Genomic DNA, 25912 nt, shown 5'->3' on the forward strand with positions numbered 1-25912 from the left:
CGGCCGGGCCGTCAGCTCCGGGAGGCGACGGCCTTGCGGAGCGCGGTGGCCACCTCGCGCACCTGGGCGTCGTCGAGGCTGTGGTGCAGCGGCAGGCAGAGCGTGCGCTCCGAGGCCCGCTCGGCGTCCGGAAGCACGAGGTTGGAGCCATAGGCGGGGACCTTGTGCAGCGGCGGGTAGCGGAAGGTCGTGTAGATGCCGGAGGCGTAGAGTTCGGCGGCCACCTCGTCCCGCAGGGCGGCGTCCATCTGCACCCAGTAGAAGTAGTGCGACGTCTCGTGGCCCTCCGGCAGGGCCGGGGGCAGCACGAGGCCCTCCACGCCCGCCAGTTCGCTGTTGTAGAGCTCCACCGACCGGGCGCGGTGCCGGACGAACTCCGGCAGCTTGCCGAGCTGAACGGTGCCGATCGCCGCAGTCAGGTCATTGCCGATCACGCGCCGGGCGAACTCCTGCACATCCAGCTCCCACCAGCGGTGGGAGACCCTGGCGCCGGCGAATCCGCTGGACTGCCCCAGCCCGTGGTACGCCAGCCGGCGGGCCTGGCGCGCCTTCTCGGGGTCCTTGACGTACAGCATCCCGCCGTCCCCGGTGACCAGGATCTTCATCGCGTCGAAGCTCCACACGGAGATGTCGCCGAAGGTGCCGACGGCCTGTCCGTCGACGCGGGAGGCGACCGCGCACGCCGCGTCCTCGATCAGCGGGATACCGAGTTCGCGGCAGCGCGCGGCGATGCGCGCGATGTCGCCCGGGTAGCCGCCGTAGTTCAGGACGACGACCGCCCGGGTCCGCTCGGTGAGGGCGCCCTCGATGTGCTCCACGGTCGGGTTGAGGGTGCGCGGATCGACGTCGCAGAAGACGGGCAGGGCGCCCGAGCCGGCGACGGCGTTGGCCGCGGCCACGAAGCTGATCGACGGCATGACGACCTCGTCGCCCTCGCCCAGTCCCAGCAGCTCGACGGCGAGGAACAGCCCGGCGGTGCAGGAGTTGATGAAGACGGTGTGCTCGGCCCCGACACCGATGTGCTCGGCGAAACCCGCCTCGAACTCCTTGCTCCGGGGGCCGTGCCCGAGCCAGTTGCTCTCGAACACCGCCTTGACCGCGGCGAGTTCCTCCTCGCCCAGCTGCGGCTGGAAAACATTGATCATCGCATTCCTCCGTACACATCGAAGATGTCTTCCTGCCAGGTCGGCAGTGTTCCTGCGGCCAGCGCCCGGGCCAGCGAGGGGGCGCCGGCGTCCTTCGGGGAGAGCAGAGGGGCGCCGGTGAGCCCCCAGGGCAGGTCGAGTTCCGGGTCGAGCGGATCGATCTCGAACTGGGTGCCGGGGACGTACCGGCTGGACAGGACGTAGCAGATGCAGGCGTCGTCGCTGAGTGCGAGGAAGCCGTGGCCGAGACCTTCGGGGACATACACGGCCGTTCCCGCGCGGGCGTCCAGGACGTTCACGGCGTGCCGGCCGAACGTCGGCGAGCCGACCCGCAGGTCGACGACCATGTCGAGCAGCGTGCCGCTCACACAGGTGACGTACTTCGCCTGCCCCGGCGGAATGGTCACGCCATGGATGCCCCGCAGCGTACGCGCGCGGGACACCGAGTAGTTGATCTGCTCGACGGTGAACGTCCGCCCCGTGACCTCGCGCAGCGCGTCGGTCCGAAACCCCTCGAAGAAACTGCCCCGTTCGTCGAGATGGGGCGTGGGAGTGATCAGCAGCGCGCCGGGGACGTCCAGCTCGGTGATCCTCATCCAGCGAGCTTCTCGAGGATGTCCACGACCTCCGAAGGCTTCGGCTGCGCGGCCATCTCCTCGGAAAGCTCCCGTGCGCGCCCGGCGTACGAGGGATCGCCCAGCACCTCACGGCAGGCGGCGACGATGTTCTCCGTCGAGTCCTCCTCGGGGGTGAGCATCTTCGCGGCGCCGAACTGCGCCAGCCTGCTGGTGTAGTCGACCACGTACGGCAGATACGGGATGAGCACCTGCGGTACGCCGTACGCCATACCGGCGAGCATGGTGTTGCCGCCCGCGTGGTGGACGAACAGATCACAGGTGCGCCCCACCACGTCCAGCGGCATCCAGCCGACCCGTACGTTGTCGGGGAGCAGCGGGCGGAGCTCTTCCGAGATCGCCTCCGGCGCCGCGATCAGCAGCTCCACGTCCAGCTCGGCGACGCCGTTCCCGAGGGAGACGAGGATGTCGAAGTCGAACTCCTTGGTCACCCGGCTGCCGGCCGTGACCAGCACCCGCGGCTTGTCGCCCCTGGTGTACATCCAGGGCTCGACCTGCCGCTGGGTGACGAACGGCACGTACCGCATGAGCTGCGCCGCCGGCGCGTCCGCGCGGCGCATGGTGGGCGGGCAGATGTCGATGAAGAGGTCCGGACGGGGCATGTCGTGCAGCCCCAGCTGCGCGAGTTCCACGCCGAGTTCGGCGGCGGCCGCCAGGTCGATGGTGCGCGGCTCGCCCATGTCGATGGCGTGCCGCACGAACGGGACACCGAGGTGTCCGGCGATGACGGGTGCCGCGAAGGACAGCGCGCCGCCGACGACCACATCGGGCCGCCAGCGTTCGACGAGCTCCAGCAGCCCCGGTACACAGGCGGCGGCGAACCGGCCCATGATGCGCCCGTTGAAGATGAAGCGCTCGTGCAGGTCCTGGGGCACCTCGACCTTGTTGCCCTGCCGGTCGGCGAGGAAGTCGGGCATGGTCCGGTCGGTGACCGCGACGAAGGGCAGCCCCGCGCTCGTCACGGTCGATGCCACGTTCTGGGGCCCGGCCACGTAGACCTCATGCCCCGCGACACGCGCGGCGACGGCGAGCGGGGTGATGGCGAAGACGACGCCGCCACTGCCCCCGGCGACGAACAGAAGCTTCATGTGTACACCTTCGATGCGTGGGTGGACGCGGTCGCGGCGATCGTCGCCACACGGGCTCGAAGCACGGTCGAGGATGCCGCGACACGGACCGGCCGTGCGGGCGGGGCCCGTACCGCCCGTGCCGGTTCGAGGGGGCTTCGAGGAAGGCCCCAGCACGGCCCGGGATCCTGCGCGGTGATGCCTCGCGCACGTGAGACCAAACCGTGACTTGACCTCAAGTTTGGTTGAGGTGGCCCAATGGAGACCGGCTACCGGCCACGGCCGACCAACCGGAGGAGAGCGCTATGACGACTGAACACACCGACCGCGACCAGGTGGACTTCTGGTTCGACCCCCTGTGCGGCTGGACCTGGCTCGCGTACCAGTGGTTACGCCAGGTGGAAAGCGTGCGTGAGGTGTCGGTGCGCCTCCGTCCCACCGGGCTCGCGCTGATGCGCGCACGGACCGGGCAGGTGGATGTGAACCCGCGGTACCACGAGCTCGCGCAGGGCCCGGCACGGGTGATCGCGGCCGCTCACGCCCTGCGCGGCGACGAGATCCTGGCACCGCTCTACGACGCGGTCGGTTCGCGCCTGCACGCCCCGGGCGGTGTCCTGGAGGGCACTTTCGGGCGGGCACGCGATCTGTCGCCCGAGGACCGCAGGCTGGTCCAGCTGGAGGTGCTGGGGAAGGCCGAAGGGGCGGTCGCCGCGGCGCTCACCGAGGTGGGGCTGTCTCCGGATCTGACGGAACAGATGCGCTCCACGCAGTGGGACGGGGCGCTGAGCGACTCCCACGCGGCGATCCCGCTCGACGGCCGGCGGATCGAACTCATCGGTGTCCCGGTGATCTCCGTCAACGGCGGCAACGGCTGGTTCGGCCCGGTGCTCAGCGCGATTCCCGCGGGGGAACGGGCGGGGCGGCTGTGGGACGGCTTCCGGCTGGTCGCGGCCGAGGAGCTGGTCGGCGAGATGAAGGTGGTCGGCGACCGTACGGTCCCGCAGCCGCGGCTGGTGTTCTGACCGTCATGGCTCGATCCGAGAAGGGATGTATCAGCCATGGCTGAGTCAGTCGCCGCACCCGAGGACCCGAAGTACCCCGAGCTCACTCAGCGGACCATCACCCTGGTGGTGACGGGGCTCCTGCTCGCGGTCTTCATGTCCGCACTCGACGGCATGATCATGGCCACCGCGATGCGGACGGTCGCCGACAACCTGCACGGGCAGACCCTGCAGGCATGGGCCACCACCGGCTATCTGATCACCGCGACCATTTCCTTGCCGCTCTACGGAAAACTCTCCGACATCTTCGGCCGCAAGCGGCTGTACATGATCGCCATCGTGCTCTTCCTGCTGGGTTCGCTGCTCTGCGCGATGGCCCAGTCGATGTACGAACTCGCCCTGTACCGCGGCATCCAGGGGCTGGGCGGCGGTGGACTGGGCTCGGTCGCCCTGGCCGTGCTGGCCGACATGCTGCCGCCGGAGCAGCGCGTGCGCTACCAGGCGAACTTCGGCGCGGTCTTCGGGATCGCGAGCGTCCTGGGCCCGGCCGTGGGCGGGCTGTTCGCGGGCCTGGACAGCTTCCTGGGTATCGCGGGATGGCGCTGGATCTTTCTCATCAATCTGCCGATCGGCCTGATCACGCTGGTCGTCGTCGGGAAGCTGTTCACGTTCAGGAACGTCCGGATCCCCCAGCGCGTCGACTACTGGGGGGCCACCGCGCTGGTCGCCGGGCTGGTGCCGCTGCTGCTGGTCGCCGAACAGGGCAAGCAGTGGGGCTGGACATCGCCGCTCTCGATGGGGCTGTTCGTCCTGGGCGCGGTCGGCCTGGCGTGGTTCCTGCTCGTGGAGCGCAGGATGGGCGACGCGGCGCTGATGCCGCCCCGGCTCTTCCGCAACAGCGCTTTCACACGGGTGAACGTGGTGAACTTCATCGGCGGTATCGGCGCCTTCACCTCCATGACGTTCCTGCCGCTCTACCTCCAGATCGTGCAGGGGCTGTCGCCCACCACCGCGGGCCTGTTGCTGCTTCCGCAGTCGCTGGCGACCACCGTGGGAGCCAAGTTCGCCGGCCCCATCGTCGCCAGGACCGAGCGCTACAAGTTCATGCTGGCCGGCGGACTGGCCATGCTCAGCGCCACCTACCTGGTCCTGAGCACCGTCGGCGTGGACACCTCGCTGTGGGTCATGGGCGCACTGGCCGTGGCGATGGGCCTGGGGCTCGGCATCTTCATGCAGACGGTCCTCACGGCCCTCCAGAACAGTGTTCCCCCGCGGGACATGGGTGTGGCCAGCGGGCTGTACAGCTTCTCGCGGCAGCTCGGCGCGATCTCCGGTACGGCCGTCTTCCTCTCGGTCATGTTCGGTATCGCCGCCGGCCGGATCATCGACTCCTTCGCCTCGGTGCGGAACACGCCCGAACTGCGGGCCGCGATGAACGACCCGGCGGTGCTGTCCAGCGCGACGGACCAGAAGGTGCTCACCGGGCTGCTCGACGGCACCGAGGGCATCGACCTCGACAACACGGCGGTGCTCGACACCCTCGACCCGCGCATCGCGCGCCCGATCCTGGAGGGCATGGGGAGCAGCATCAACACGGTCTTCCTCGTCCTGGGCGGTCTCGGCCTCCTCGCGGTACTCGTATCGCTCACGATCAGGGAGAAGGCCGGATCCAAGGCGCCGGCCCAAGAGAGCGACGGGGCCGGGGAACGGCTCGCCGCCGCGGAGTGAGCCCCCGCGGCCGTGGCCGGGATCACCCGCACGAGCGCCCCACCGGACCGGGTCCGGTGGGGCGCTCGTGCCGGTGGGTGACCGGGATTCCCGCAGGCCGCGGCTCAGGGGGCGACGATGTCGATCCGGCCCATCTGCCCGCCCGAGGAGTGGCCGAGCTGATGGCAGTGGTAGAGGTACGAGCCGGTGTAGCCGCTCCACGTCATGGCGAGGCGGACCGTGTCGCCCGGCGCCAGCGTCACGGTGTCCTTGAGCCCGGCGTCGTCGGGGCCCGGCCCCCGGCCGTTGCGGTCCAGCACCCGGAAGTTGACCAGATGGGTGTGGAAGCTGTGCCAGACGTGGAAGTCGGGCCGTGCGACGGGGGGTTCGACGTTCTTGACGGTCCAGATCTCGCTGCTGCCCAGTGTGGTCCGCACATCGACGCGGGCCGGGTCGTACAACTGGTCGTTGATCGTCATCTGCGGATAGGTCCGCAGGACGAACTCCCGCTCCACATCGGCCCTGGGCACGGGCGGCAGGACGGAGAGCCGGCCCGGCACCGAGCTGCGGTCCTCGGCCGTGCGGTCGATGTCGAAGCGCAGCACCTCGGTGCGTTCCCCGGACCCCGCCAGGGTGTTCTCCAGCACCACCGTCGAACCGACCGGGTACCGCGAGAAGTCGACGACGATGTCGACCCGCTCCCCGCCCATGACGGTCATGGAGGTCCGGGTGACCGGCGCGTCCAGCAGGCCGCCGTCACCGCCGATCTGGGTGAACTCCGCCCCGTCGGCGAACCGCAGTGAGAGGTAGCGGTTGACACAGGCGCTGAGGACGCGCAGCCGGTACTTGCGCGCCGCGACCTTGAAGTACGGCCGTTCCTTGCCGTTGACCAGCAGGTGGGGACAGTCGGACGGCCGGGTGTACACGAACGTGCCGTCGGCCTCGACCCGCGCGTCACGGATGACCAGCGGTACGTCGTACCGACCCTTGGGCAGGGGGAGGCTCAGCTCGTGCTCGTCGGTGATCCGGTACTGGCCGTGCAGGCCCATGTGGACGTTCTCGGCCTCCAGATGGTGCGCGTGATCGTGGTACCAGAGCAGCGCCGCCCGCTGCTGGTTGGGATAGGTGTACGTACGTGTGGCGCCGGGTGCGATGGTGTCCATCGGGAGGCCGTCGTCCTGGGAACGGACGTGACCGCCGTGCAGATGCACCGCGGTGTCGACGGCGAGGCCGTTCGTCTGGTGGACGACGGCCGTGCGCCCCCTGACCGCGTGGATGGTCGGGCCCGGAAGGCTTCCGCCGTAGGTGCGTACCGTGGACCGCAGGCCCCGCACGACCTCCAGGCTGCTCTCGGCCATGCGCAGATGGTAGGTGTCGGCGGCCGCGGTCGAGGACGACGGGCGCAGCACGGGAGGTATCGGCATGGCGTGCGCGAACGGCGCCGACGTGGCCGCGTCGCCCAGGACCGCCACGTTCCCGGACGGGGACGCCATCACCCTGCCCCAGGGGAACAGGCCGACGGCCCCGGCGCCGGCAGCGGCCTTCAGCAGGTTTCTGCGGTTCAGCATGGAGGGACTTCTCTCTTGGTCGGTCGGTGGGACGGGCCGGCCTCGGCCCAGGACACGCCGAAGGCGACGGACAGCAGGAGACCGGTGGGCAGGCAGGAGCGCAGAACGGTCACCGCATCCGCCCGCACGGCGTCCCACAGGCCGGCTCCGTCGTAGGGGCTCAGCGCCAGGGCCAGCGCGGTGACCGGGACACAGACGAGCACCGCGGCCGTCGCGGTGAGCGCGGCGAGGACCGTCCGGGCCATGAACGGGGTGCCGCGGCGTGCCGTCACGAAGGCGCGCGCCGCGTGCGAGGCCAGCACGAGCAGGGGCAGCAGCAGGTACAGAGCGGCGGCCGACAGGGCGAGATAGGTCCCGGGGCCGCCCGCGCCACCGGAGCCGTGGGCGTGCCCGCCGCCGCCGTGCCACCAGTCCATCACCACCATGTCCCGGGTGGGCAGGGTCCGTTCGTACGCCACCCGGGCGATCAGAAAGGCCGCCACGAAGGCGGACACGCCGAGCACGGCGGGGCGCAGGACCGTCGGCGTGAACCGCCGCGCGGAGTGCGCCCCGCCGTGAACCCGGCTGCTCACTGCTCGAAGTCCGTGGTGCGTGCCAGGTGGTCCCAGCTCGCCCACTCCTCCAGACGCTCCTGGTAGGTACGGGGAGCGAGGTCGGCCGCGCTGTTGCCGAGCAGCAGCCGCAGCGGCGGATTCTCCTCCTCCAGCAGCTTGATCAGGGTCTGCCCCGCCTTGCGGGGGTCGCCGGGCTGCACGTCCGCGTAGGCACCGGAGAGCCCGTGCCGCCGGGCGGCGAGTACGGAGTCGTACTCCGGCATGGGGGTGGCCCGGGTCATGCTGCCCGCACTCCAGTCCGTACGGAACTCGCCCGGCTCCACCAGGGTGACGCGGATACCGAATCCGGCGACCTCCTTGGCGAGCGTCTCGCTCATGCCCTCCAGCGCCCACTTCCCGGCCTGGTACATGCTGAGGTTGGGGTAGGAGGCAATGCCCGCGATGGAGGACATCTGCAGGATGTGACCGCATCCCTGGCGGCGCATCACCGGCAGCACGGCCTGAGTCATCCAGAGCACGCCGAAGAAGTTCACCTCCATCTGGTCGCGCACCTGCTGCTCGCTGACTTCCTCCACGGCCCCGGCCAGACCGTAACCGGCGTTGTTCAGCAGGACGTCGATCCGGCCGGCGAGGTCGGCCGCGCGGGCGACCGTGTCCATGGCGGCCCGGCGGTCGGTGACGTCCAGGGCGAGCGGGATCACGCGGTCGCCGTGCTGGTCCCGCAGCTCCTCCAGCGACTTGGGATCGCGTGCGGTGGCGACGACCACGTCGCCCGCTTCGAGCGCGGTCTCGGTGATGGCCCGCCCCAGACCGCGGGAGGCGCCGGTGATCAGCCAGGTGCGCGGGGCCTCGCGGCTCACCGCTCGTCCCGTTCGGCGTAGCGCTTGGCGTGGCCGAGCGTCGCGCTGCTGTTGGTGCCCAGGGCGTTGCGGACGAAGCTCCGGGCCTCCGCGACACCCGCGTCCGCACCGAGGATCCGGGTGATGTTCTCGGTGTTGATGACGACGGTGTGCTGAGAGGTGGCGGTCGTGCTCCCGTCACCGTTGTCGGTCAGCTGCCAGTAGCCCGTGTGCAGCGTCATGAGCGCCGGCAGGGTGGTCTGCTTGTAGGCGATCCTGTGGTGCGGGAAGCACACCCGGACCGACTCGGTGGTGTGGGAGGAGCCGTCCTTGGTCAGCGTGTCCATCCGCAGTACCTGGAGGCCCGGCTCGTCCTCACGCAGATCGACCTCGGCGACGTGCGGCAGCCTGGACTTCCACTGGTCGGCCTCGTTGATGAAGTCGTAGACGTCCTTCGCCGGCCCCTCGACCCGCACGCTGTCCTCGAAGGACAGGGTCAGCTCCTCCGTGCCGGTGACCAGCTCGACGTTCGCCTTCAGGGCCGCCAGCTCGGAGCGGCTGTTGCGGTCCACGGCCTTGTCGATCCAGTCGAGGCTCCCGGGGTCGTCGTCGACCGCCCGGTAGTCGTGCAGCAGCCGCACGCGGGACCTGCTGTCGCCGAGGGGCTCGATGATCCAGGTGCCGCCCATGGCGGCCACCGGAGGAGTGGACACCTCCTGCCGGAAGGTGATGCGCAGCCCTTCGGGATCCAGGGTGCGGCGCGAGGTCCATTGCTTGGCCTCGCCGTTGGCGGTGGCCCAGATCCGGATGCGCTCCGTACGCTCGCCGCGTTCGACCTGGTCCACGTACACGGTCGGCGGAAAGATCCGCGGCCAGTTCTCGACTTCGGCTATCAGCCGGTAGATGTCCGCGGCGGCCGCGTCGACCGTGATCTCATGCTCGACTTCCCGGGTCATGCTCATGTCTCCTAACTGCTCAGAAGTTGCCGAGGCCGCCGCAGACGTTGATGGCCTGCGCGGTGATGGAGGCGGCGGTGTCCGTGGCCAGATAGCCGACGAGACCGGCCACCTCCTGGGGAGTGGAGTAGCGGCCGAGCGGGATCTTGGCCTGGAACTTCTCCAGGATCTGCTCCTCGGAGGTGTCGTACGCGGCCGCGTAGCCCTGCCGAACCCGCTGGGCCATGGGCGTCTCCACGTAACCGGGGCACACGGCGTTCACCGTGATCCCGGTCGGGGCCAGCTCGTTGCCGAGCGCCTTGGTGAAGCCGACCACGCCGTGCTTGGAGGCGGAGTACGGGGCGCCGAGCACCACGCCCTGCTTCCCGGCGGTGGACGCGATGTTGATGATCCGGCCGCTTCCGCGCCCCTCCATTCCGCCGGCGGTGAGGACTTCACGGGTGATGCGGAAGACGCTGTTGAGGTTGGTCTCGATGACGTCGGACCACAGCTCGTCCGCGATGCCCGAGGTGGGCCCGCCACCGCTGCGGCCGGCGTTGTTCACCAGCACGTCCACCGGGCCGTAACGGTCCACTGCCGCCCGCACCAGGTGCTTGACGTCCCCTGCGTCACGTACATCGCAGGCGACCCCGTCCACCTCCAGTCCCTCGTCGCGCAGCTCCTTCACCGTCGCGGTCACGCTGTCCTCGGTGCGTGCGCAGATGAACACCTGATGCCCCTGGCCGGCCAGCAGCCGGGTCACAGCGAGGCCGATCCCGCTCGTCGCACCGGTGACAAGGGCGACCCGCTGGGCCTGATCCGACATGAGCTCTCCTAGACAGTCGGGTTGCGTCGCCCACCGACGTTCACAGGCCCGACTGGAGTGCCACTCGAAGCGGTCTCGTGGCGGCCCGCCCCGACCGGATCTCGAAGCGCCATCGAGGGAACTCGCGGAATCTTCTGCCGATGCGAAGCCCTGGGAGGCCTCAATGTCCACAATCTTCGTCACCGGCGGAGCCGGCTTCATCGGCTCGCACTACGTCCGGACGCTGCTGGCGGGCGGCTACGCCGGCTACGAGGACGCCCGTGTCACCGTGCTGGACAAGCTCAGCTACGCCGGCAACCCCGCCAATCTGCCGCTGGAGGACCCGCGACTGACCCTGGTACGCGGGGACATCGGCAACCAGGAACTCCTGCGACACCTGCTGCCCGGCCACGACGCGATCGTCCACTTCGCCGCCGAATCCCATGTGGACCGGTCCGTGGATGGCGCGGCGGATTTCGTACGCACCAACGTGCAGGGCACCCAGAGCCTGCTGGACGCCGCGCTCCACACCGGGACCGGTCCCGTCGTCCATGTCTCCACCGACGAGGTCTACGGGTCCATCGACTCCGGCACCTGGACCGAGAGCGCGCCGCTGCTGCCCAATTCCCCCTACTCCGCCTCCAAGGCGGGCAGCGATCTCCTCGCCCGTGCGTACCACCGCACACACGGCCTGGACGTCCGTGTCACCCGCTGCTCGAACAACTACGGGACGCACCAGCACGTGGAGAAGCTGATCCCGAACTTCGTCACCCGGCTGCTGCGCGGACTGCCCGTGCCGCTCTACGGCGACGGCAGGAACATCCGCGAATGGCTGCACGTCGACGACCACTGCCGGGCCATCCAGCTGGTGCTCACCGGTGGGCGTCCCGGAGCCGTGTACAACATCGGCGGGGCCACCCCACTGACGAACCACCAGATGACCGAGCGGCTGCTGGACCTCTGCGGCGCGGACTGGAGCGCGGTGCAGTCCGTGCCGGACCGCAAGGGCCACGACCTGCGGTACGCCGTCGACGACACCAGGATCCGGACCGAGCTCGGCTACGCGCCCCGCGTCCCGCTGGACGAGGGCCTGGCGCGGACCGTCGGCTGGTACCGCGACCACCCCGACTGGTGGAAGCCGCTGATCGCGGCATGACCGGCGTCCTCGCACCGGGTACGACACCCCCACGACCGGGCTCCTTGCGCCCTTCGAGTGGGTCTCCAGGTGTGTCCTCGACTCTCGAACCGCCCACCACCCCTCATGGACCGGCCAACGTGAAGAGGAGTATCGATGTCTGATCGGGGGCCGATAAAGCTGTACTGCTTCCCCCACGCGGGAGCCGGTGTCTCGTCCTTCGGCCGCTGGCCCTCGGCGGTCGGCTCCGCCGCGTTGTCCACCCCGGTGCTGCTGCCCGGCCGGGGCGGCAGACGCCGCGAGAGACGCATCGTCGACCCCAGTGGGCTGCTCGCCGAACTGCTCCGGATGTACGGGAGACCGACGAAGGAGCCGTACGGGCTCTACGGACACAGCCTCGGCGGGATGATCGCCTACACCGTCGCCCGCGCGGCGCACCGGGCCGGGCTGCCGGGTCCCGCCTTCGTCGCCGTCGGGGCGTGCCCACCGCCCCACGCCACCGGGGGGCTCACCGAAGCCGGTGACCTCTCCGACGACGAACTGCTGGACCTGCTGCACGAGTTCGGCGCCGTACCGCCGGATACACCGCGCGGCGGGGTGTGGCAGCGCGTCGCGCTGGCCGTCATCCGGGACGACCTGAGACTCGCGCGGGCGCTCCGTGCGGACGCGGACGGCCCGCTCGATGTGCCGCTGCTCATCCTCTCCGGCCGCGACGACCCGCTGGCCGCGCCGGACGTCATGACCGGCTGGCGCGACTGGGGCAGCCGGACCGTCGTCGAGCGAACGCTTCCCGGCGACCACTTCTTCGTACGCGGAAGGGAACTGCCCCGGCTTCTCGGGCGGGCCTGCCGTGTCGTACAGCGCACCCAGCCACTGGCGCATCAGGTCAGCGGGAGGACAGACGTGGAGGATCGCCGATGAACCGTCGAGTCGTCATCACCGGCATAGGAGTCGTGGCCCCCGGCGGGGTCGGCACCAAGGAGTTCTGGTCGCTGCTGACCGCCGGCCGGACAGCGACCCGGGGCATCACCCTGTTCGATGCCTCGCCCTTCCGCTCACGCATCGCCGCCGAGGCCGACTTCGATCCGATCGAGCACGGCTTCTCGGACGACGAGTCCCGGACTCTCGACCGGGCAGCCCAGTTCGCGATCGTCAGTGCGGCCGAGGCCCTTGAGGACAGCGGTCTGACCGGCGCTCTCGACCCGCTGCGTACGGGGGTCACCCTGGGCAGCGCGGTCGGCTGCACGATGGGGCTGGACCGGGAGTACAACACCGTGAGCGAGGGGGGCCGCGACTGGCAGGTCAACCACGAGCTGGCCGTGCCCCACCTGTTCGACTACTTCGTGCCCAGCTCGATGGCGGCCGAGGTGGCCTGGCGGACCGGTGCTCAGGGACCGGTCTCCCTGATCTCCACCGGATGCACCTCGGGCCTGGACTCGATCGGCCACGCGGTGGAACTCATCCGCGAGGGAAGCGCCGATGTCATGGTCTCCGGGGCCACCGAGGCGCCGATCTCACCGATCACCGTCGCCTGCTTCGACGCGATCAAGGCCACCTCGCCGCGCAACGACGAACCGGAGACCGCCTCGCGCCCGTTCGACGCGACCCGCAACGGGTTCGTCCTGGGCGAGGGTTCGGCCGTCTTCATCCTGGAGGAGCTCTCGCACGCGCTCCGCCGCGGTGCGCACGTCTACGCCGAGATCTCCGGCTTCGCCACCCGCTGCAACGCCCACCACATGACCGGGCTGAAACCGGACGGCAAGGAGATGGCCGAGGCCATTCGGGTCGCCCTGGACGAGGCACGCCTCGACGGCACCGCCGTCGACTACATCAACGCCCACGGCTCGGGCACGAAGCAGAACGACCGGCACGAGACCGCCGCGTTCAAGCGCAGCCTGGGCAGCCACGCCTATGACGTACCGGTCAGCTCCATCAAGTCGATGATCGGGCACTCGCTCGGCGCCATCGGGTCACTGGAGGTGGCGGCCAGCGTGCTGGCCATCGAGCACAACACCGTGCCGCCCACCGCCAACCTGCACACGCCGGACCCGGCCTGCGACCTCGACTACACCCCCCTGACCGCTCGCGAGCAGCGCACGGACACCGTGCTCAGCGTCGGCAGCGGCTTCGGCGGCTTCCAGAGCGCCATGATCCTGACCAGCCCGCGCCCGGGAGAGGCCGCATGACCACCCAGACCCTGCACCGGACCGGCTCCGGCGCCCCGTCCGCGGCCGAAGCCCCCGTCGTCACCGGCATCGGCGTCACCGCGCCCAACGGCCTCGGCACCGAGGCGTGGTGGGCGGCCGTCCTGCGCGGCGAGAGCGGCATCCGGCCCGTCTCCCGCTTCGACACCGGCCGGTACCCCGCCAAGCTCGCGGGGGAGGTACCGGGCTTCGACCCGGCGGCGCACATCCCCAGCAGGCTGCTGCCGCAGACCGACCACATGACCCGCCTCGCGCTGACCGCCGCCGAGGAGGCGTTCGCCGACGCGGGACTGGACACCTCCGAGCTCCCCGACTACGCCGCCGGAGCCGTCACCGCCAGTTCCGCCGGCGGTTTCGAGTTCGGCCAGCGGGAGCTTCAGGCCCTGTGGAGCAAGGGCGGCAAGTACGTCAGCGCCTACCAGTCCTTCGCCTGGTTCTACGCCGTCAACACCGGGCAGATCTCCATCAGGCACGGCCTGCGGGGACCCAGCGGTGTGCTGGTCACGGAGCAGGCCGGCGGACTCGACGCGGTCGCCCAGGCCCGCAGGCAGCTCCGCAAGGGCACCCGGCTGCTGGTCACCGGCGGGGTGGACTCCTCGCTCTGCCCCTGGGGGTGGGCGGCCCATCTGGCGGGCGGTGAACTGAGCACCGGGGAGGACCCGGACCGGGCCTATCTGCCGTTCTCCGCCGACGCCCGCGGCCATGTCGCGGGTGAGGGCGGTGCGCTCCTCGTCCTGGAGGACGCGGCCCACGCCCGTGAGCGGGGGGCCGGGGTCCACGGCACGGTCGACGGATACGCGGCGACCTTCGACCCGCCCCCCGGCTCGGGCGGCACCCCGAGGCTGCGCGCCGCGGCCGAACTGGCCCTGCGCGACGCCGGACTGACGGCGGCCGACGTGGACGTGGTGTTCGCCGACGCGGCGGGCAGGCGCGAGGCCGACCGTCAGGAGGCCGAGGCGATCAGCGGGATCTTCGGCGAGTACGGCGTCCCGGTCACCGCGCCCAAGACCATGACCGGACGGCTGTCGGCCGGCGCCGCCTCCCTGGACGTGGCCGCGGCGTTCCTCGCCCTGCGGGACCAGGTGATCCCGCCGACCGTCAACGTCGCGGAGGTGGCCGGGGACTGCCCCCTCGACCTCGTGACCGGCACGAGCCGCCCGGCCCCGCTGCGCACGGCGCTGGTGCTGGCGCGCGGCCGGGGCGGCTTCAACGCCGCCATGGTCGTCCGGGCCGCCGGCTGACCGCCACCAGGACCACCACGGAACACGACCGACCCCCACCCGACGAAGACCTGAGAGGGCAATGATGACTGCTTTCACGATCACCCAGCTGACCGGCCTGCTGCGCGAGTGCGCGGGCGAGGACGACACGGTCGACCTCAGCGGCGATGTGCTCGACACCGCCTTCGCCGACCTCGGCTACGACTCCCTCGCCCTGTTGCAGACCACCGGATGCATCGAGCGCGACCACGGGGTGACCATCGACGAGGACGCGGTCTCCGAGGCCGAGACGCCCCGCCAGTACCTCGTACTCGTCAACGAGGCGCTCTCGGTCAAGAGCTGATCCGGCTCCCTACTGCCCAAGGTTCCCGACCGTCCTCGCGGTCCGTGCGCGGCAAGCGGCGGCCGCGGGGCGGCGGGTCCGAACCGGTATCGCCATGCCAGGAGGACCGTTGCCCATCGTCGACCCCACGGAATTCGTCCGCGCCATGGCACGCGTGCCCACCCCGGTGACCGTGGTCACCACCGTGGACGCGGCCGGCCGGCGCTGGGGATTCACCGCCGGCACCTTCAGTTCGCTCTCGCTCGACCCGCCGCTGGTCCTGGTCTGCCCGGCCAAGTCGGCCTCCTGCCACGGAGCCTTCGTGTCCGCGGACCGGTTCCTGGTGAACGTCCTGTCCGCCGACCAGTCGACCATCGCCGCCGACTTCGCCCGGTCCGGCCACGACAAGTTCGCCGGCGGCGCCATGATGCCCTGCGAGTCCGGGCTGCCCGGACTGACCACCGCCACCGCCCGGATCGTCTGCACGCTTCACGCGGTGCTGGACGGCGGGGACCACAGCATCCTCGTCGGCCGCGTCGAATCCGTCGCGACGGGCGACCGGGACCCGCTCGTCTACTACAACCGGCAGTTCACCCGGCCGGCGGCGGACCCGGCCCTCGCACCGGCCCGCTGATGACCGCGTCCCCGTGCGCCACCGCCACGGACCGTGTCGCGGCGCTGGAGACCGTGCTCGGGGACCCCGCGGACCCCCTCAACCCCCTCGGTGACGCGGCCGTGCTCGCCGCGGACCGGCGCGGCGAACTCCCTCCGGGAGCCGAGTCGTTGCTCGGCTCCTTCGGCCTCGACGCCGAATTCGTCCCCCTCGACCTGGGCGGGCGGCTGACCGACGTCGCCACCGCGGCGGAACTGCTGCGCGCGGTCAGCCGCAGGGATCTGGCGCTGGCCCGCGGATACGGCTCCGCCAGCCTGCTCGCCGCCCAGTTCGTCTGGGCGTACGGCAGCCCCGGGCAGCGACGCGACACCGCCCGTCTCCTGCTGGGCGGAGGCAAGCTCGCCACCGGCGCCTACAGCAGCCACGGCCTGGCGGTCGTCCCCCGCGGGGGCACCGCGCGGTGGCAGCTCGAAGGATCGCTGCCCGCCCTGGTCAACGCCCCCCGGGCCGCGGGGTTCGTCACGGCGGCGCGCCACCCGGCGGACGGCGGCGAGTCGGTCCTGCTGATCCGCCGGGAGGACCTGCCTCCCGGCGCCGTCCGTGAGTGCTCGCCCGACGAGGCCGACGCTCCCCGCCGGATTCCCGCCGGCAGCCTGGAGTTCCGGGGCTGGCCGGTGCCCGAACGGTCCTTCGTCGGCCCGCCGGGCCACGGTTTCCCGGCGACCGTCCGGGTACTGGAGGCCACCCGCACGCTGGGCCCCTCGATGGCGCTGGGCTGCGCGGACACCGCGCTGCGCGCCGCACTCCGCGCCGTCCTCACGGCCGAGGGCGGTGTCCGCCGCATCACTTCCCGATCCACCCGGCGGGCCGTCGTCTCCCAGTTCGCCGATCTGCTCGTCGCGGACTGCGTCCTGCTCGTCGCGACCCGTTCCCTGTATCTGCGGCCGGGACCTTCGAGCATCTGGACGGCGGCGGCGCGCTGTCTCGTACCGCGCCTCCTCCAGCAGAGCACGGGAGACCTCCGTGCCGTACTGGGCGCGCATCTCCTGCGTGAGGACGGAGGGTACGGGACCTTCCGCAAGCACCTGCGCGATCTCGCCGAAGTCCCGCCGGGCTCGGTCGGGGACAGCCGGGCGCTGTCCACCCTGCTGCCCCATCTGGCGACCCTGGCCCGGCGGTCGTGGACCGCGGCGGACGCGGGCGGGATCGATGAACTGTTCCTTCCCGGCGGGCCGCTGCCACCGCTGGACCTCGGCCGCCTGGACGGCGCGACCACGGTGGACCCGCTGGCCGGCATGCTGGCCGGCGCACACGATCCGACCGGGGTGGGCACGGGGCCGACGCCGACCGCGCTCCGGCTCCGGCTCCGGGAACTGGGCGGTCAGCTCGCCGGGCTGAGGGAGGAGTGCCGGCGGCTGCCCGAACACGACCCCGCCGCCGTGGCCAACGCCCGCGGCTACGCCCACGCGGAGCGCTACACGCTGCTCGTCGCGGCCGCCGCCTGTCTCGGGGTGTGGCAGTCGGCGCGCTGGCGGCCGGACGCCGGATTCCTGGCCGACCCCAGCTGGCTGACCGTCGCGCTGGGCCGGATCTCGTTGCGGCTGGGCCTGCCCGTCGCGGCACCGGCGCCCGGCAGCCGGGAGGAGGAGGCGCTGCTGAGCGAGGCGGTGCGCCGCTGCCGGGAGAACCGCAGCCTCGACCTGTACGACACGGTGCTGGGATCCGCGGACCCCGGCCGTCGGGGAGGCTGAACGGTGCCCCCGCGCCCCGGCCTGACCGGCCCGCCCCCCACCCGCGTCGCCGGCCCGTCCGGCCCGTGGCACCCGGTACGTGACGCCCTGCGGGACCGGGGGTACGCGCTCGTCCACGCCCAGGTCGGCGACTGGCTTCCCGTCGCCGGGGACGAGCGGGCCGTGGAGCGGCTGCTGGGCCACGAGGCCGGGCGCCTGGACACGATCGGAGGAGCCGGGGCCCGCGACCGGTTCACCGTGTCCCGGCTGCTGCTGAAGTACGCGGCCGGGGCGCTGCTCGACGCCGAACCGGCCGATCTGGAGCTGGCCCGCGGCCCCAACGGGCGTCCGTACCTGCGCGGGTTCAGCCGGTTCGAGATCACCTTGAGCCATACCGGCCGCACCGTGGCGGTGGGACTGAGCGGACTCGGCCCCATCGGGGTGGACGTCGAGCAACCGGGCCGTCCCGCCTACGCCACCGGCCTGGCGGAGGACATCTGCACCCCGTACGAACGCTCCGTCCTCGACTGGCTCCCTCCCGAGGACCGCAACGCGGCGGTGATCCGGCTGTGGACCCTCAAGGAGGCGTACAGCAAGGCCCTCGGCCTCGGCACCCGGCTCTCGTTCCGGTCCTTCGGTTTCACCACCCCGGCCACCGACGACACCGCTCCGCGGCTGCTGAAGGCGGACGGACAGCCCTCGGACACCGGGGGCTGGCAGTTCGAGACGCACCCGCTGGAGGGCGGTTGCACGCTGAGCGCCGCCGTCGGCCCTTCGGCCTTCGCGTCCACCGGGATCCAGCGCGCGGCGGAAATGGTCGATCAGCGGCTCATGAGGGCCGTCGTGCGCGGACCGTTCGACGCGCACGACGGCCCTACCGAAACGAGGAGAGAACAATGATCAGTCCTTCCACGTCCGCCGCGCGGCTCCAGGAGGTCGCCGAGGACATCTACGCCTACGTCCAGCCGGACGGCGGCTGGTGCCTCAACAACGCCGGCCTCATCACCGCGGGGGGCCGCCCCGCGCTCATCGACACCGCGGCCACCGAGGCACGCGCCCTGGCTCTGCGCGAAGCGGTCGCCGAAGTCACCCCGCACGATCCCCGCTACGTGATCAACACCCACCCGCACGGCGATCACACCTTCGGCAACCGCTTCTTCGCGGAGGAGGCGGTGATCATCGCCCACGAGGCGACCCGCGCCGAGATGGACCTGGCCGGACTGCATCTGACCGGTCTGTGGCCCGGAGTCTGCTGGGGCGACCTCTCGGTGGAGCTGCCCGCCCTCACCTTCCGCGAGCCCATCACCCTCCACCTCGGCGGCGTACGGGCGGAGCTGATGCACCTGGGCACCGCCCACACCACCAACGACACCGTGGTCTGGCTGCCGGACCAGCGCGTCCTGTTCACCGGCGACGTGGTGATGTCGGGAGCCACACCGTTCTGCCTCACCGGGTCCGTCGCCGGGTCGATCTCCGTCATCGAGCGGCTGCGCGCCCTCTCGCCCCGCGTCGTGGTTCCCGGTCACGGCCCGGTCGGCGGTCCCGAACTCCTCGACACCACGGAGTCCTATCTGCGGTACGTCCAGCGCCTGGCCGCCGACGGCATCGCCGCGGGACTCTCCCCGCTCCGGATCGCACGCGAGGCCGCCCCGACCCCGTTCGCCCACCTCCTGGACAGCGAACGTCTGGTGCCCAACCTGCACCGCGCCTGCGCCGAGGCCAACGGTGCCGCGGCGGGCCATCACCTGGACATCGGGGAGCTGTTCTCCGAGATGGTCGACTTCCACGGCGGCCTGCCCCACTGCGCGGCCTGACACCACGCCCGGCACCGGCCCCCGAGGGGCCCCGGCCACGCCGCGGACACGAAGCCGCGGGCCGGGGCCCCTCCCTCAGCACTCGATGATGTTCACCGCGAGCCCGCCGCGTGCGGTCTCCTTGTACTTCACGCTCATGTCGGCGCCCGTCTCCTTCATGGTCTTGATGACCTTGTCGAGGGAGACCTTGTGGCTGCCGTCGCCGCGCAGTGCCATCTTCGCCGCGGTGACCGCCTTGACCGCGGCCATGCCGTTGCGCTCGATGCACGGGATCTGGACGAGGCCGCCGACCGGGTCGCAGGTCAGACCCAGGTTGTGTTCCATGCCGATCTCGGCGGCGTTCTCGACCTGCTCGGGGGAGCCGCCGAGGACCTCGGCCAGCGCGCCCGCGGCCATGGAGCAGGCGGAGCCGACCTCGCCCTGGCAGCCGACCTCGGCGCCGGAGATGGAGGCGTTCTCCTTGAAGAGCATGCCGATGGCTCCGGCGGCGAGCAGGAAGCGGACGACGCTGTCCTCCTTCTCGGTCTCGGTGCAGCCGCCGGCGGCGAAGTTCATGTAGTAGTGCAGAACGGCGGGGATGATGCCCGCCGCGCCGTTGGTGGGGGCCGTCACCACGCGCCCGCCCGCCGCGTTCTCCTCGTTGACCGCCATCGCGTAGAGGGTGATCCACTCCATGGCGTGGGCCTGCGGGTCGCCCTCGGCGCGCAGCTGGCGGGCCGAGTTCGCGGCGCGGCGGCGGACCTTCAGGCCGCCGGGCAGGATGCCCTCGCGGGACATGCCGCGCGAGACGCACGCCTGCATGACGCGCCAGATGTCCAGCAGACCGGAGCGGATCTCGTCCTCGGAGCGCCAGGCCCGCTCGTTCTCCAGCATCAGGGAGGAGATGGACAGGCCGGTGTCCCTGGAGAGCCGCAGCAGTTCGTCGCCGGTGCGGAAGGGGTGCTTGAGCACGGTGTCGTCCAGGACGATGCGGTCCTCGCCCACGGCGTCGTCGTCCACGACGAAGCCGCCGCCGACCGAGTAGTACGTCTTCTCCAGGACCAGGGCGCCCTCGTGGTCGTAGGCGAAGATCGTCATGCCGTTGGCGTGGTACGGCAGGGCCTTGCGGCGGTGCAGGACCAGCTGCTCGTCCGCGTCGAAGGGGATCTCGTGCATGCCGAGCAGGTTGATCCGGCCGGTGGCGCGGATCTGCTCGACGCGGGCGTCGGCGCCCTCCACGTCGACGGTGCGGGGCGACTCGCCCTCCAGACCGAGCAGCACGGCCTTGGGCGTGCCGTGGCCGTGGCCGGTCGCGCCGAGGGAGCCGTACAGCTCCGCCCGTATCGAAGCGGTGTGGGCCAGCAGGCCCTCGTTCTTCAGGCGGCGCGCGAACATCCGGGCGGCCCGCATGGGGCCCACCGTGTGGGAGCTGGACGGGCCGATGCCGACCGAGAACAGGTCGAAGACCGAAATGGCCACGGGATGACTCCTAAGGGTTGGTGGACGCCGTTGTCCGCCGGGTGGTGCGGTACGGGCGGGTGGGCCCGAAGAGCGAGGACAAGGGTGGGGGCACCGCGCTCACTGTCCAGTGTGCGTGGTGCCCCGCCCGAAACGTGACTACTGGTGCCGGACTACTTCAGACCGGGGTACAGCGGGAACTTCTCGGCGAGCGCGGTGACGCGCGCCTTGAGGTCGGCGGCGTCGTACGACGGCTTCAGGGCGGCGGCGATGATCTCCGCCACCTCGGTGAAGTCCTCGTCGCGGAAACCGCGGGTCGCCAGGGCAGGCGTACCGATCCGCAGACCCGAGGTGACCATCGGCGGCCGCGGGTCGTTCGGGACGGCGTTCCGGTTGACCGTGATGCCGACCTCGTGGAGACGGTCCTCGGCCTGCTGACCGTCCAGCTCGGAGTCGCGCAGGTCGACGAGGACCAGGTGCACGTCCGTGCCGCCGGACAGGACGGAGACGCCGACCTCGGTGACGTCCGGCTGCACCAGACGCTCGGCGAGGATGCGGGCGCCGTCCAGGGTGCGCTGCTGGCGCTCCTTGAACTCCTCGGTCGCCGCGACCTTGAACGAGACCGCCTTGGCCGCGATCACGTGCTCCAGCGGGCCACCCTGCTGACCGGGGAAGACCGCGGAGTTGATCTTCTTGGCGAGCTCCTGCGTCGACAGGATGACGCCACCGCGCGGACCGCCGAGGGTCTTGTGCGTGGTGGTCGTGACGACGTGGGCGTGCGGCACCGGGTTGGGGTGCAGACCCGCGGCCACCAGGCCGGCGAAGTGCGCCATGTCGACCATCAGGTACGCGCCGACCTCGTCCGCGATGCGGCGGAAGGCGGCGAAGTCGAGCTGACGGGGGTAGGCGGACCAGCCCGCGACGATCAGCTTCGGCTTGGACTCCTTGGCCAGGCGCTCGACCTCGGCCATGTCCACGGTGCCGGTGTCGTCGACGTGGTACGGGATCACGTTGTAGAGCTTGCCGGAGAAGTTGATCTTCATGCCGTGGGTCAGGTGACCGCCGTGGGCCAGGCTCAGGCCCATGATCGTGTCGCCCGGCTTCAGCAGCGCGAACATCGCGGCGGCGTTCGCCTGCGCACCGGAGTGCGGCTGGACGTTCGCGGCCTCGGCGCCGAACAGGGCCTTGATCCGGTCGATCGCGATCTGCTCGACCACGTCGACGTGCTCACAGCCACCGTAGTAGCGGCGGCCGGGGTAGCCCTCGGCGTACTTGTTGGTGAGAACGGAGCCCTGGGCCTCCATGACGGCGACCGGAGCGAAGTTCTCCGACGCGATCATTTCGAGGGTGGACTGCTGACGGTGGAGCTCGGCGTCGACGGCGGCGGCGACATCCGGGTCCAGCTCGTGGAGGGAGGAGTTGAGAAGCGACATCAGGGGTTCCCTAGGGTCTCAGTTGCCGGAGAACGCGGTGTACTCGTCTGCGGAGAGCAGGTCGCCCGGCTCCTCCGCCACACGTACCTTGAACAGCCAGCCGCCCTCGAAGGGAGCGGAGTTCACCAGCGACGGGTCGTCCACGACGTCCTGGTTCGCCGCGACGACCTCACCCGTGACCGGGGAGTACAGGTCGCTGACCGACTTGGTCGACTCCAGCTCACCGCAGGTCTCGCCCGCGGTCACGGTGTCGCCGACATCGGGGAGCTGGGCGTAGACGACGTCACCGAGCGCGTTGGCCGCGTACTCGGTGATACCGATCGTGGCCACGCCGTCCTCGACGGCCGACAGCCACTCGTGCTCCTTGCTGTACCGCAGCTGCTGGGGGTTGCTCATGACCTGAATTCTCCTGTACGCGGGGGAGTGCTGATGAACGGTGGTCTTACGGTGTGAGACGGGAATGCGTCACTTCCGGGGCGGTGGAATGCCCCGGATGTCACTTCTCGCGCTTGTAGAACGGCAGCGCGACGACCTCGTAGGGCTCGTGCGTGCCCCGGATGTCCACGCCGACGCCCCCGGTGCCGGGCGTGGCGAAGGCCGCGTCCACGTACGCCATGGCGATCGGCTTGCCCAGGGTGGGCGACGGGGCGCCGGAGGTGACCTCGCCGATCACCTTGCCGTCGGCGACGACCGCGAAACCGGCGCGGGGGACCCGGCGGCCCTCGGCGATCAGGCCGACGAGCTTGCGCGGCGGGGCGGTCTCGGCGCGCTCCGCGGCGGCCGTCAGAGCCTCGCGCCCGACGAAGTCGCCCTCCTTCTCGAACTTCACGACCCGGCCCAGACCCGCGTCGAACGGGGTCAGCGCGGTCGTCAGCTCGTGCCCGTACAGCGGCATGCCCGCCTCCAGGCGCAGCGTGTCGCGGCAGGAGAGCCCGCAGGGGATCAGGCCGTGCGGGGCGCCGGCCTCGGTGAGCGCCCGCCACAGCTGCTCGGCGTGCTCGGGGGCGACGAACAGTTCGAAGCCGTCCTCGCCGGTGTAGCCCGTACGGGCGATGAGCGCGGGCACCCCGGCGACCGTGCCGGGCAGGCCCGCGTAGTACTTCAGGCCATCCAGGTCGGCGTCCGTGACGGCCTTCAGGATGGCGGGCGACTGCGGGCCCTGGACGGCGAGCAGCGCGTACGCCTCCCGGTCGTCGCGCACCTCGGCGTCGAAGCCGGCCACCCGGTCCCGCAGCGCGTCCAGCACGATCTGGGCGTTGCCCGCGTTGGCGACGACCATGTACTCGCTCTCGCCCAGGCGGTAGACGATCAGGTCGTCCAGGATGCCGCCGTCGCTTCCGACGATCATCGTGTAGCGGGCGCGGCCGGTGCCGACGGTCGCGATGTTGCCGACCAGCGCGAAGCTCAGGAAGGCGGCGGCCTGCGGCCCGGTGACCGTGATCTCGCCCATGTGCGACAGGTCGAAGAGACCGGCCCGGGTGCGTACGGCGTTGTGCTCGTCGCGCTCACTGGCGTACCGCAGCGGCATGTCCCAGCCCGCGAAGTCGGTCATGGTCGCGCCCAGCGAACGGTGCAGGGCGTCGAGGGCTGTGTGACGGGGGGCATTGCTCATGGATTCGGCTCCAGGGCATGACGACAGAGGACGATCCCTCCCCATCTGTCATCGGAACCTGAGAGGTTCGCCGAAAGGCCCTGAAGGGGTCAGCCCTCGCCGGGTTCGGCTTGCACCTTGGGTGGAGCCGCCGGGCGGCTCGCTTTTCAGATCTGCCTCATCCACGCGGTACGGGGCCTGAGAGATTCAAGGGAGGAACTTGCTCCTTCGGCGCCCGGCACACACAGTGGCCGGAACTCTCCCGCGCGGATTCAAACGGCCGGTATGCAGTTGGCGGGGTCATCATCGCATGCCGTGCGGGAGAGTGGGGCGTCCGGTCCCCACCGATTTCGTCGGCGGGCCCAGTTGTGCCGCATTACCTTTTCTTTACACTTCTTGGGCAGGTGTGGGTGACCCGACAGGGGGAGGGCGATGACGTTGCAGCGGTACGCGACGACCGCGGGGGTCGCGCACGGCGCGATGCCCGCGCAGCCGGGCGCACCCGCCCGGGAAATGCTGGGCACACACGCGCCGGTGGTGCGTGATCTGCGGGACCGGGCCGGGCGCAGCCCGCACAGCCTGGACTTCGCGGAGGGCGATCTGGTGGTGGTCTCCGGGCTGCCCGGCAGCGGAAAGTCGACACTGATCAAGCGGGCCGTGACGGACCGCGCCATCGATTCCCAGGACACCCGGGACACCTGGGCCGGTGCGCTGCCCCGCTTACTCCCGTACGCCCTCTACCGCCCGCTGGTCCGGGCGGCCCACTATCTCGGGCTGTGGCGGGCGCTGCGCTCCGGCGAGTCGGTGGTCGTGCACGACTGCGGTACGCAGGCGTGGGTACGTCGCTGGCTCGCCCGGCACGCCAGGCGCCGGGGCCGCATCCTGCACCTCGTCCTGCTCGACGTCACGCCCGAAGTGGCGCGCGAAGGGCAGCGCGAGCGTGGCCGCGGCGTCTCCGGCTACGCCTTCGCCCGGCACCGGCGCTCGGTCGGGCGGCTGCTGCACGACACGGAGCTGGGCCTGCTGCCCCCCGGGTGTGCCTCGGCCGTCCTGCTGGACCGTGAGGCGGCCGGGGTGCTCGGCCGGATCTCGTTCGGGGACGGGTAGGGGCGGAGGGTCCCGAGCGCACGTCATGTGCGGGGGCGGACGGGCGGCGTTCCGGGGAGGCTAGGGTTTCCGCCGGAACGCACGGTCGAGAGAGGGACACCGAGCCAGTGGACATTCCGGTACCGGCACAGACGCATCCGCAGCAGGGATGGCCGGCCAACGAGCTCGAAGAGGTGCTCGTCGCCTCGATCGGCGTCCCGGAGGCGGGCGGGCGGCTCGTCGAGGTGCTCGGGCGCAGCCCCGTGTGGGTGCCGCTGCCCAACGGCGGCAGCCCCGAGAGCGCCGATCTCGACCTGCCGATGATGGAGATCGAGGGCGTCGCCTACGTCCCCGTGTTCAGCTCCGAGGCGCAGTTCCTGGCCTGCGTCGGCACCCAGATGTCCTTCACGGTGGCCCCCGCCCGCGATTTCGCCCGCGGCCTGCCCCCGCAGGTCGGCATAGCCGTGAACCCCGGCGGCGCCGTCGGGGTGCCGTTGCCGCCGCCCGCCGTCGCCGAGCTCTGCCGGGCGGGCCGCACGCCGCTGGACGGCCCCTCCACCGGAGGCCGGGTCCGGCTGTTCGAGCCGGACTGGCAGCAGGAACCGGTCGATTTCCTCGCCGCGGTCTCCGGTGAGTTCCAGGAGAGCGGCGTCGTGAGCACCGCCCGCCGGGCACTGGCCAGCATCGAGGGCGGCGACCCCGTCCTCTTCGTCGGCGTCGAGTTCGCCACCTGGGACGGTGCCGGACAGAGCGCCCCGATGGACGCGCTGGGCCGGGCCCTGGGCCGGGTCCAGGTGCCGTGGCCGGTCAACCTGGTCCTGCTCGATGTCGCCCAGGACCTCGTCGGCGACTGGATGCGGGAGAAGGTCCGGCCGTTCTACCGGCGCGAAGGGTACTGACGACCCGCGCGAAGGGCGCCGAAGGCGCCGGTGGCGGGGCCGACCGCCGTCGCCGGGTGGCGGACGCCGGCCCATGGCGTCAAGTCGGTGTCAGGATCGGCGCATAAGCTGGTTTGATGGCGGGGTCGCTCCCGTGTGCCCGGGAGCGGCGGCGCGACACAGCGGATCGACG

General features: G+C 71.2%; 25 protein-coding genes and 1 riboswitch. Of the genes, 13 read left to right on the forward strand and 12 right to left on the reverse strand.

The window, feature by feature from the left end; translation table 11 throughout:
• Positions 1 to 11: 11 nt before the first annotated feature.
• Genes OG251_RS28455 through OG251_RS28465 form a run of 3 tightly spaced genes read right to left on the reverse strand, consistent with a single transcriptional unit; the run spans position 12 to position 2868 of the window.
• Positions 12 to 1145 (reverse strand): DegT/DnrJ/EryC1/StrS family aminotransferase, encoded by a 1134-nt coding sequence (locus OG251_RS28455; RefSeq protein WP_326679791.1) that lies wholly within the window; start codon positions 1143 to 1145, stop codon positions 12 to 14.
• A complete protein-coding gene (locus OG251_RS28460; protein ID WP_326679792.1) occupies positions 1142 to 1741 on the reverse strand; it encodes a dTDP-4-dehydrorhamnose 3,5-epimerase family protein in 600 nt (199 codons plus the stop codon). Before OG251_RS28460 ends, OG251_RS28455 begins: the two co-directional genes overlap by 4 nt.
• Entirely contained in the window at positions 1738 to 2868 is a 1131-nt protein-coding gene (locus tag OG251_RS28465; protein WP_326679793.1) for a glycosyltransferase, read from the reverse strand. The genes OG251_RS28460 and OG251_RS28465 overlap by 4 nt, the downstream gene beginning before the upstream one ends.
• Before the next feature lie 284 nt (positions 2869 to 3152).
• Between OG251_RS28465 and OG251_RS28470 the strand changes: the two genes are divergently transcribed.
• Both OG251_RS28470 and OG251_RS28475 read left to right on the forward strand, forming a co-directional pair.
• The gene (locus tag OG251_RS28470) at positions 3153 to 3869 is read left to right on the forward strand and encodes a mycothiol-dependent nitroreductase Rv2466c family protein (protein WP_326679794.1); all 717 of its coding nucleotides are present in this window, start codon (positions 3153 to 3155) and stop codon (positions 3867 to 3869) included.
• 36 nt (positions 3870 to 3905) lie between these two features.
• Positions 3906 to 5576, forward strand: coding sequence for an MDR family MFS transporter (locus OG251_RS28475; protein ID WP_326679795.1), 1671 nt, complete (start codon positions 3906 to 3908; stop codon positions 5574 to 5576).
• Between the two features lie 104 nt (positions 5577 to 5680).
• Here OG251_RS28475 and OG251_RS28480 read toward each other — a convergent pair whose 3' ends face one another.
• The 5 genes from OG251_RS28480 to fabG are packed head-to-tail and all read right to left on the reverse strand — an operon-like array spanning position 5681 to position 10277.
• On the reverse strand, positions 5681 to 7123 hold the full coding sequence (locus OG251_RS28480) for a multicopper oxidase family protein (protein ID WP_326679796.1): 1443 nt from the start codon (positions 7121 to 7123) through the stop codon (positions 5681 to 5683).
• On the reverse strand, positions 7117 to 7695 hold the full coding sequence (locus OG251_RS28485) for a hypothetical protein (protein WP_326679797.1): 579 nt from the start codon (positions 7693 to 7695) through the stop codon (positions 7117 to 7119). The genes OG251_RS28480 and OG251_RS28485 overlap by 7 nt, the downstream gene beginning before the upstream one ends.
• The gene (locus OG251_RS28490) at positions 7692 to 8537 is read right to left on the reverse strand and encodes an oxidoreductase (protein ID WP_326679798.1); all 846 of its coding nucleotides are present in this window, start codon (positions 8535 to 8537) and stop codon (positions 7692 to 7694) included. The genes OG251_RS28485 and OG251_RS28490 overlap by 4 nt, the downstream gene beginning before the upstream one ends.
• Positions 8534 to 9472 carry an aromatase/cyclase gene (locus OG251_RS28495; RefSeq protein ID WP_326679799.1) on the reverse strand — a complete coding sequence of 313 codons (939 nt, stop codon included), beginning with the start codon at positions 9470 to 9472 and terminating at the stop codon, positions 8534 to 8536. Before OG251_RS28495 ends, OG251_RS28490 begins: the two co-directional genes overlap by 4 nt.
• A 19-nt stretch (positions 9473 to 9491) precedes the next feature.
• Positions 9492 to 10277 (reverse strand): 3-oxoacyl-ACP reductase FabG, encoded by a 786-nt coding sequence (fabG, locus tag OG251_RS28500; RefSeq protein ID WP_326679800.1) that lies wholly within the window; start codon positions 10275 to 10277, stop codon positions 9492 to 9494.
• A 163-nt stretch (positions 10278 to 10440) separates the two neighbouring features.
• Here fabG and rfbB point away from each other — a divergent pair, with 163 nt between their 5' ends.
• The 9 genes from rfbB to OG251_RS28545 all read left to right on the forward strand — a co-directional run bounded on the left by rfbB (position 10441) and on the right by OG251_RS28545 (position 19294).
• Positions 10441 to 11412, forward strand: a complete 972-nt coding sequence (gene rfbB, locus OG251_RS28505) for a dTDP-glucose 4,6-dehydratase (RefSeq protein WP_326679801.1) — start codon at positions 10441 to 10443, stop codon at positions 11410 to 11412.
• Positions 11413 to 11547: 135 nt separating this feature from the next.
• Positions 11548 to 12312, forward strand: coding sequence for a thioesterase II family protein (locus OG251_RS28510; RefSeq protein ID WP_326679802.1), 765 nt, complete (start codon positions 11548 to 11550; stop codon positions 12310 to 12312).
• A complete protein-coding gene (locus OG251_RS28515) occupies positions 12309 to 13577 on the forward strand; it encodes a beta-ketoacyl-[acyl-carrier-protein] synthase family protein (protein ID WP_326679803.1) in 1269 nt (422 codons plus the stop codon). The genes OG251_RS28510 and OG251_RS28515 overlap by 4 nt, the downstream gene beginning before the upstream one ends.
• Entirely contained in the window at positions 13574 to 14836 is a 1263-nt protein-coding gene (locus OG251_RS28520) for a ketosynthase chain-length factor (RefSeq protein ID WP_326679804.1), read from the forward strand. The genes OG251_RS28515 and OG251_RS28520 overlap by 4 nt, the downstream gene beginning before the upstream one ends.
• A 64-nt stretch (positions 14837 to 14900) precedes the next feature.
• Positions 14901 to 15158, forward strand: coding sequence for an acyl carrier protein (locus OG251_RS28525; protein ID WP_326681445.1), 258 nt, complete (start codon positions 14901 to 14903; stop codon positions 15156 to 15158).
• 109 nt (positions 15159 to 15267) lie between these two features.
• Positions 15268 to 15771, forward strand: coding sequence for a flavin reductase family protein (locus OG251_RS28530; RefSeq protein ID WP_326679805.1), 504 nt, complete (start codon positions 15268 to 15270; stop codon positions 15769 to 15771).
• On the forward strand, positions 15771 to 17501 hold the full coding sequence (locus OG251_RS28535; protein WP_326679806.1) for an acyl-CoA dehydrogenase family protein: 1731 nt from the start codon (positions 15771 to 15773) through the stop codon (positions 17499 to 17501). The genes OG251_RS28530 and OG251_RS28535 overlap by 1 nt, the downstream gene beginning before the upstream one ends.
• A gap of 3 nt (positions 17502 to 17504) precedes the next feature.
• Positions 17505 to 18380 (forward strand): 4'-phosphopantetheinyl transferase family protein, encoded by an 876-nt coding sequence (locus OG251_RS28540; RefSeq protein ID WP_326679807.1) that lies wholly within the window; start codon positions 17505 to 17507, stop codon positions 18378 to 18380.
• Complete coding sequence (locus OG251_RS28545; protein WP_326679808.1) at positions 18377 to 19294, forward strand: MBL fold metallo-hydrolase; 918 nt, start codon at positions 18377 to 18379, stop codon at positions 19292 to 19294. Before OG251_RS28540 ends, OG251_RS28545 begins: the two co-directional genes overlap by 4 nt.
• 75 nt (positions 19295 to 19369) lie before the next feature.
• Here the strand turns inward: OG251_RS28545 and OG251_RS28550 are convergent, their stop codons facing one another.
• From OG251_RS28550 to gcvT, 4 genes are all read right to left on the reverse strand, one after another.
• On the reverse strand, positions 19370 to 20752 hold the full coding sequence (locus OG251_RS28550; RefSeq protein ID WP_326679809.1) for an L-serine ammonia-lyase: 1383 nt from the start codon (positions 20750 to 20752) through the stop codon (positions 19370 to 19372).
• A 152-nt stretch (positions 20753 to 20904) separates the two neighbouring features.
• The gene (glyA, locus tag OG251_RS28555; RefSeq protein WP_326679810.1) at positions 20905 to 22164 is read right to left on the reverse strand and encodes a serine hydroxymethyltransferase; all 1260 of its coding nucleotides are present in this window, start codon (positions 22162 to 22164) and stop codon (positions 20905 to 20907) included.
• Positions 22165 to 22182: 18 nt separating this feature from the next.
• Positions 22183 to 22560 (reverse strand): glycine cleavage system protein GcvH, encoded by a 378-nt coding sequence (gene gcvH, locus OG251_RS28560; protein WP_266802633.1) that lies wholly within the window; start codon positions 22558 to 22560, stop codon positions 22183 to 22185.
• Between the two features lie 100 nt (positions 22561 to 22660).
• Complete coding sequence (gene gcvT, locus OG251_RS28565) at positions 22661 to 23776, reverse strand: glycine cleavage system aminomethyltransferase GcvT (protein ID WP_326679811.1); 1116 nt, start codon at positions 23774 to 23776, stop codon at positions 22661 to 22663.
• Between the two features lie 156 nt (positions 23777 to 23932).
• Positions 23933 to 24030: riboswitch (glycine riboswitch) on the reverse strand.
• 157 nt (positions 24031 to 24187) lie between these two features.
• Here gcvT and OG251_RS28570 point away from each other — a divergent pair.
• Together OG251_RS28570 and OG251_RS28575 are read left to right on the forward strand one after the other, a co-directional pair.
• Positions 24188 to 24862 carry an AAA family ATPase gene (locus OG251_RS28570; RefSeq protein ID WP_326679812.1) on the forward strand — a complete coding sequence of 225 codons (675 nt, stop codon included), beginning with the start codon at positions 24188 to 24190 and terminating at the stop codon, positions 24860 to 24862.
• A 107-nt stretch (positions 24863 to 24969) separates the two neighbouring features.
• The gene (locus OG251_RS28575; protein WP_326679813.1) at positions 24970 to 25740 is read left to right on the forward strand and encodes an enhanced serine sensitivity protein SseB; all 771 of its coding nucleotides are present in this window, start codon (positions 24970 to 24972) and stop codon (positions 25738 to 25740) included.
• Positions 25741 to 25912: the final 172 nt, after the last annotated feature.

This window comes from Streptomyces sp. NBC_01237 (genome assembly GCF_035917275.1).
Taxonomy (GTDB): domain Bacteria; phylum Actinomycetota; class Actinomycetes; order Streptomycetales; family Streptomycetaceae; genus Streptomyces.

Bases quoted from the DNA above. Each gene is read 5' to 3' on its own strand.
- OG251_RS28455 (WP_326679791.1), bottom strand. From the start codon at position 1,145: ATGATCAATGTTTTCCAGCCGCAGCTGGGCGAGGAGGAACTCGCCGCG.
- OG251_RS28460 (WP_326679792.1), bottom strand. From the start codon at position 1,741: ATGAGGATCACCGAGCTGGACGTCCCCGGCGCGCTGCTGATCACTCCC.
- OG251_RS28465 (WP_326679793.1), bottom strand. From the start codon at position 2,868: ATGAAGCTTCTGTTCGTCGCCGGGGGCAGTGGCGGCGTCGTCTTCGCC.
- OG251_RS28470 (WP_326679794.1), top strand. From the start codon at position 3,153: ATGACGACTGAACACACCGACCGCGACCAGGTGGACTTCTGGTTCGAC.
- OG251_RS28475 (WP_326679795.1), top strand. From the start codon at position 3,906: ATGGCTGAGTCAGTCGCCGCACCCGAGGACCCGAAGTACCCCGAGCTC.
- OG251_RS28480 (WP_326679796.1), bottom strand. From the start codon at position 7,123: ATGCTGAACCGCAGAAACCTGCTGAAGGCCGCTGCCGGCGCCGGGGCC.
- OG251_RS28495 (WP_326679799.1), bottom strand. From the start codon at position 9,472: ATGACCCGGGAAGTCGAGCATGAGATCACGGTCGACGCGGCCGCCGCG.
- fabG (WP_326679800.1), bottom strand. From the start codon at position 10,277: ATGTCGGATCAGGCCCAGCGGGTCGCCCTTGTCACCGGTGCGACGAGC.
- rfbB (WP_326679801.1), top strand. From the start codon at position 10,441: ATGTCCACAATCTTCGTCACCGGCGGAGCCGGCTTCATCGGCTCGCAC.
- OG251_RS28510 (WP_326679802.1), top strand. From the start codon at position 11,548: ATGTCTGATCGGGGGCCGATAAAGCTGTACTGCTTCCCCCACGCGGGA.
- OG251_RS28515 (WP_326679803.1), top strand. From the start codon at position 12,309: ATGAACCGTCGAGTCGTCATCACCGGCATAGGAGTCGTGGCCCCCGGC.
- OG251_RS28520 (WP_326679804.1), top strand. From the start codon at position 13,574: ATGACCACCCAGACCCTGCACCGGACCGGCTCCGGCGCCCCGTCCGCG.
- OG251_RS28525 (WP_326681445.1), top strand. From the start codon at position 14,901: ATGACTGCTTTCACGATCACCCAGCTGACCGGCCTGCTGCGCGAGTGC.
- OG251_RS28535 (WP_326679806.1), top strand. From the start codon at position 15,771: ATGACCGCGTCCCCGTGCGCCACCGCCACGGACCGTGTCGCGGCGCTG.
- OG251_RS28545 (WP_326679808.1), top strand. From the start codon at position 18,377: ATGATCAGTCCTTCCACGTCCGCCGCGCGGCTCCAGGAGGTCGCCGAG.
- glyA (WP_326679810.1), bottom strand. From the start codon at position 22,164: ATGTCGCTTCTCAACTCCTCCCTCCACGAGCTGGACCCGGATGTCGCC.
- gcvH (WP_266802633.1), bottom strand. From the start codon at position 22,560: ATGAGCAACCCCCAGCAGCTGCGGTACAGCAAGGAGCACGAGTGGCTG.
- gcvT (WP_326679811.1), bottom strand. From the start codon at position 23,776: ATGAGCAATGCCCCCCGTCACACAGCCCTCGACGCCCTGCACCGTTCG.
- OG251_RS28570 (WP_326679812.1), top strand. From the start codon at position 24,188: ATGACGTTGCAGCGGTACGCGACGACCGCGGGGGTCGCGCACGGCGCG.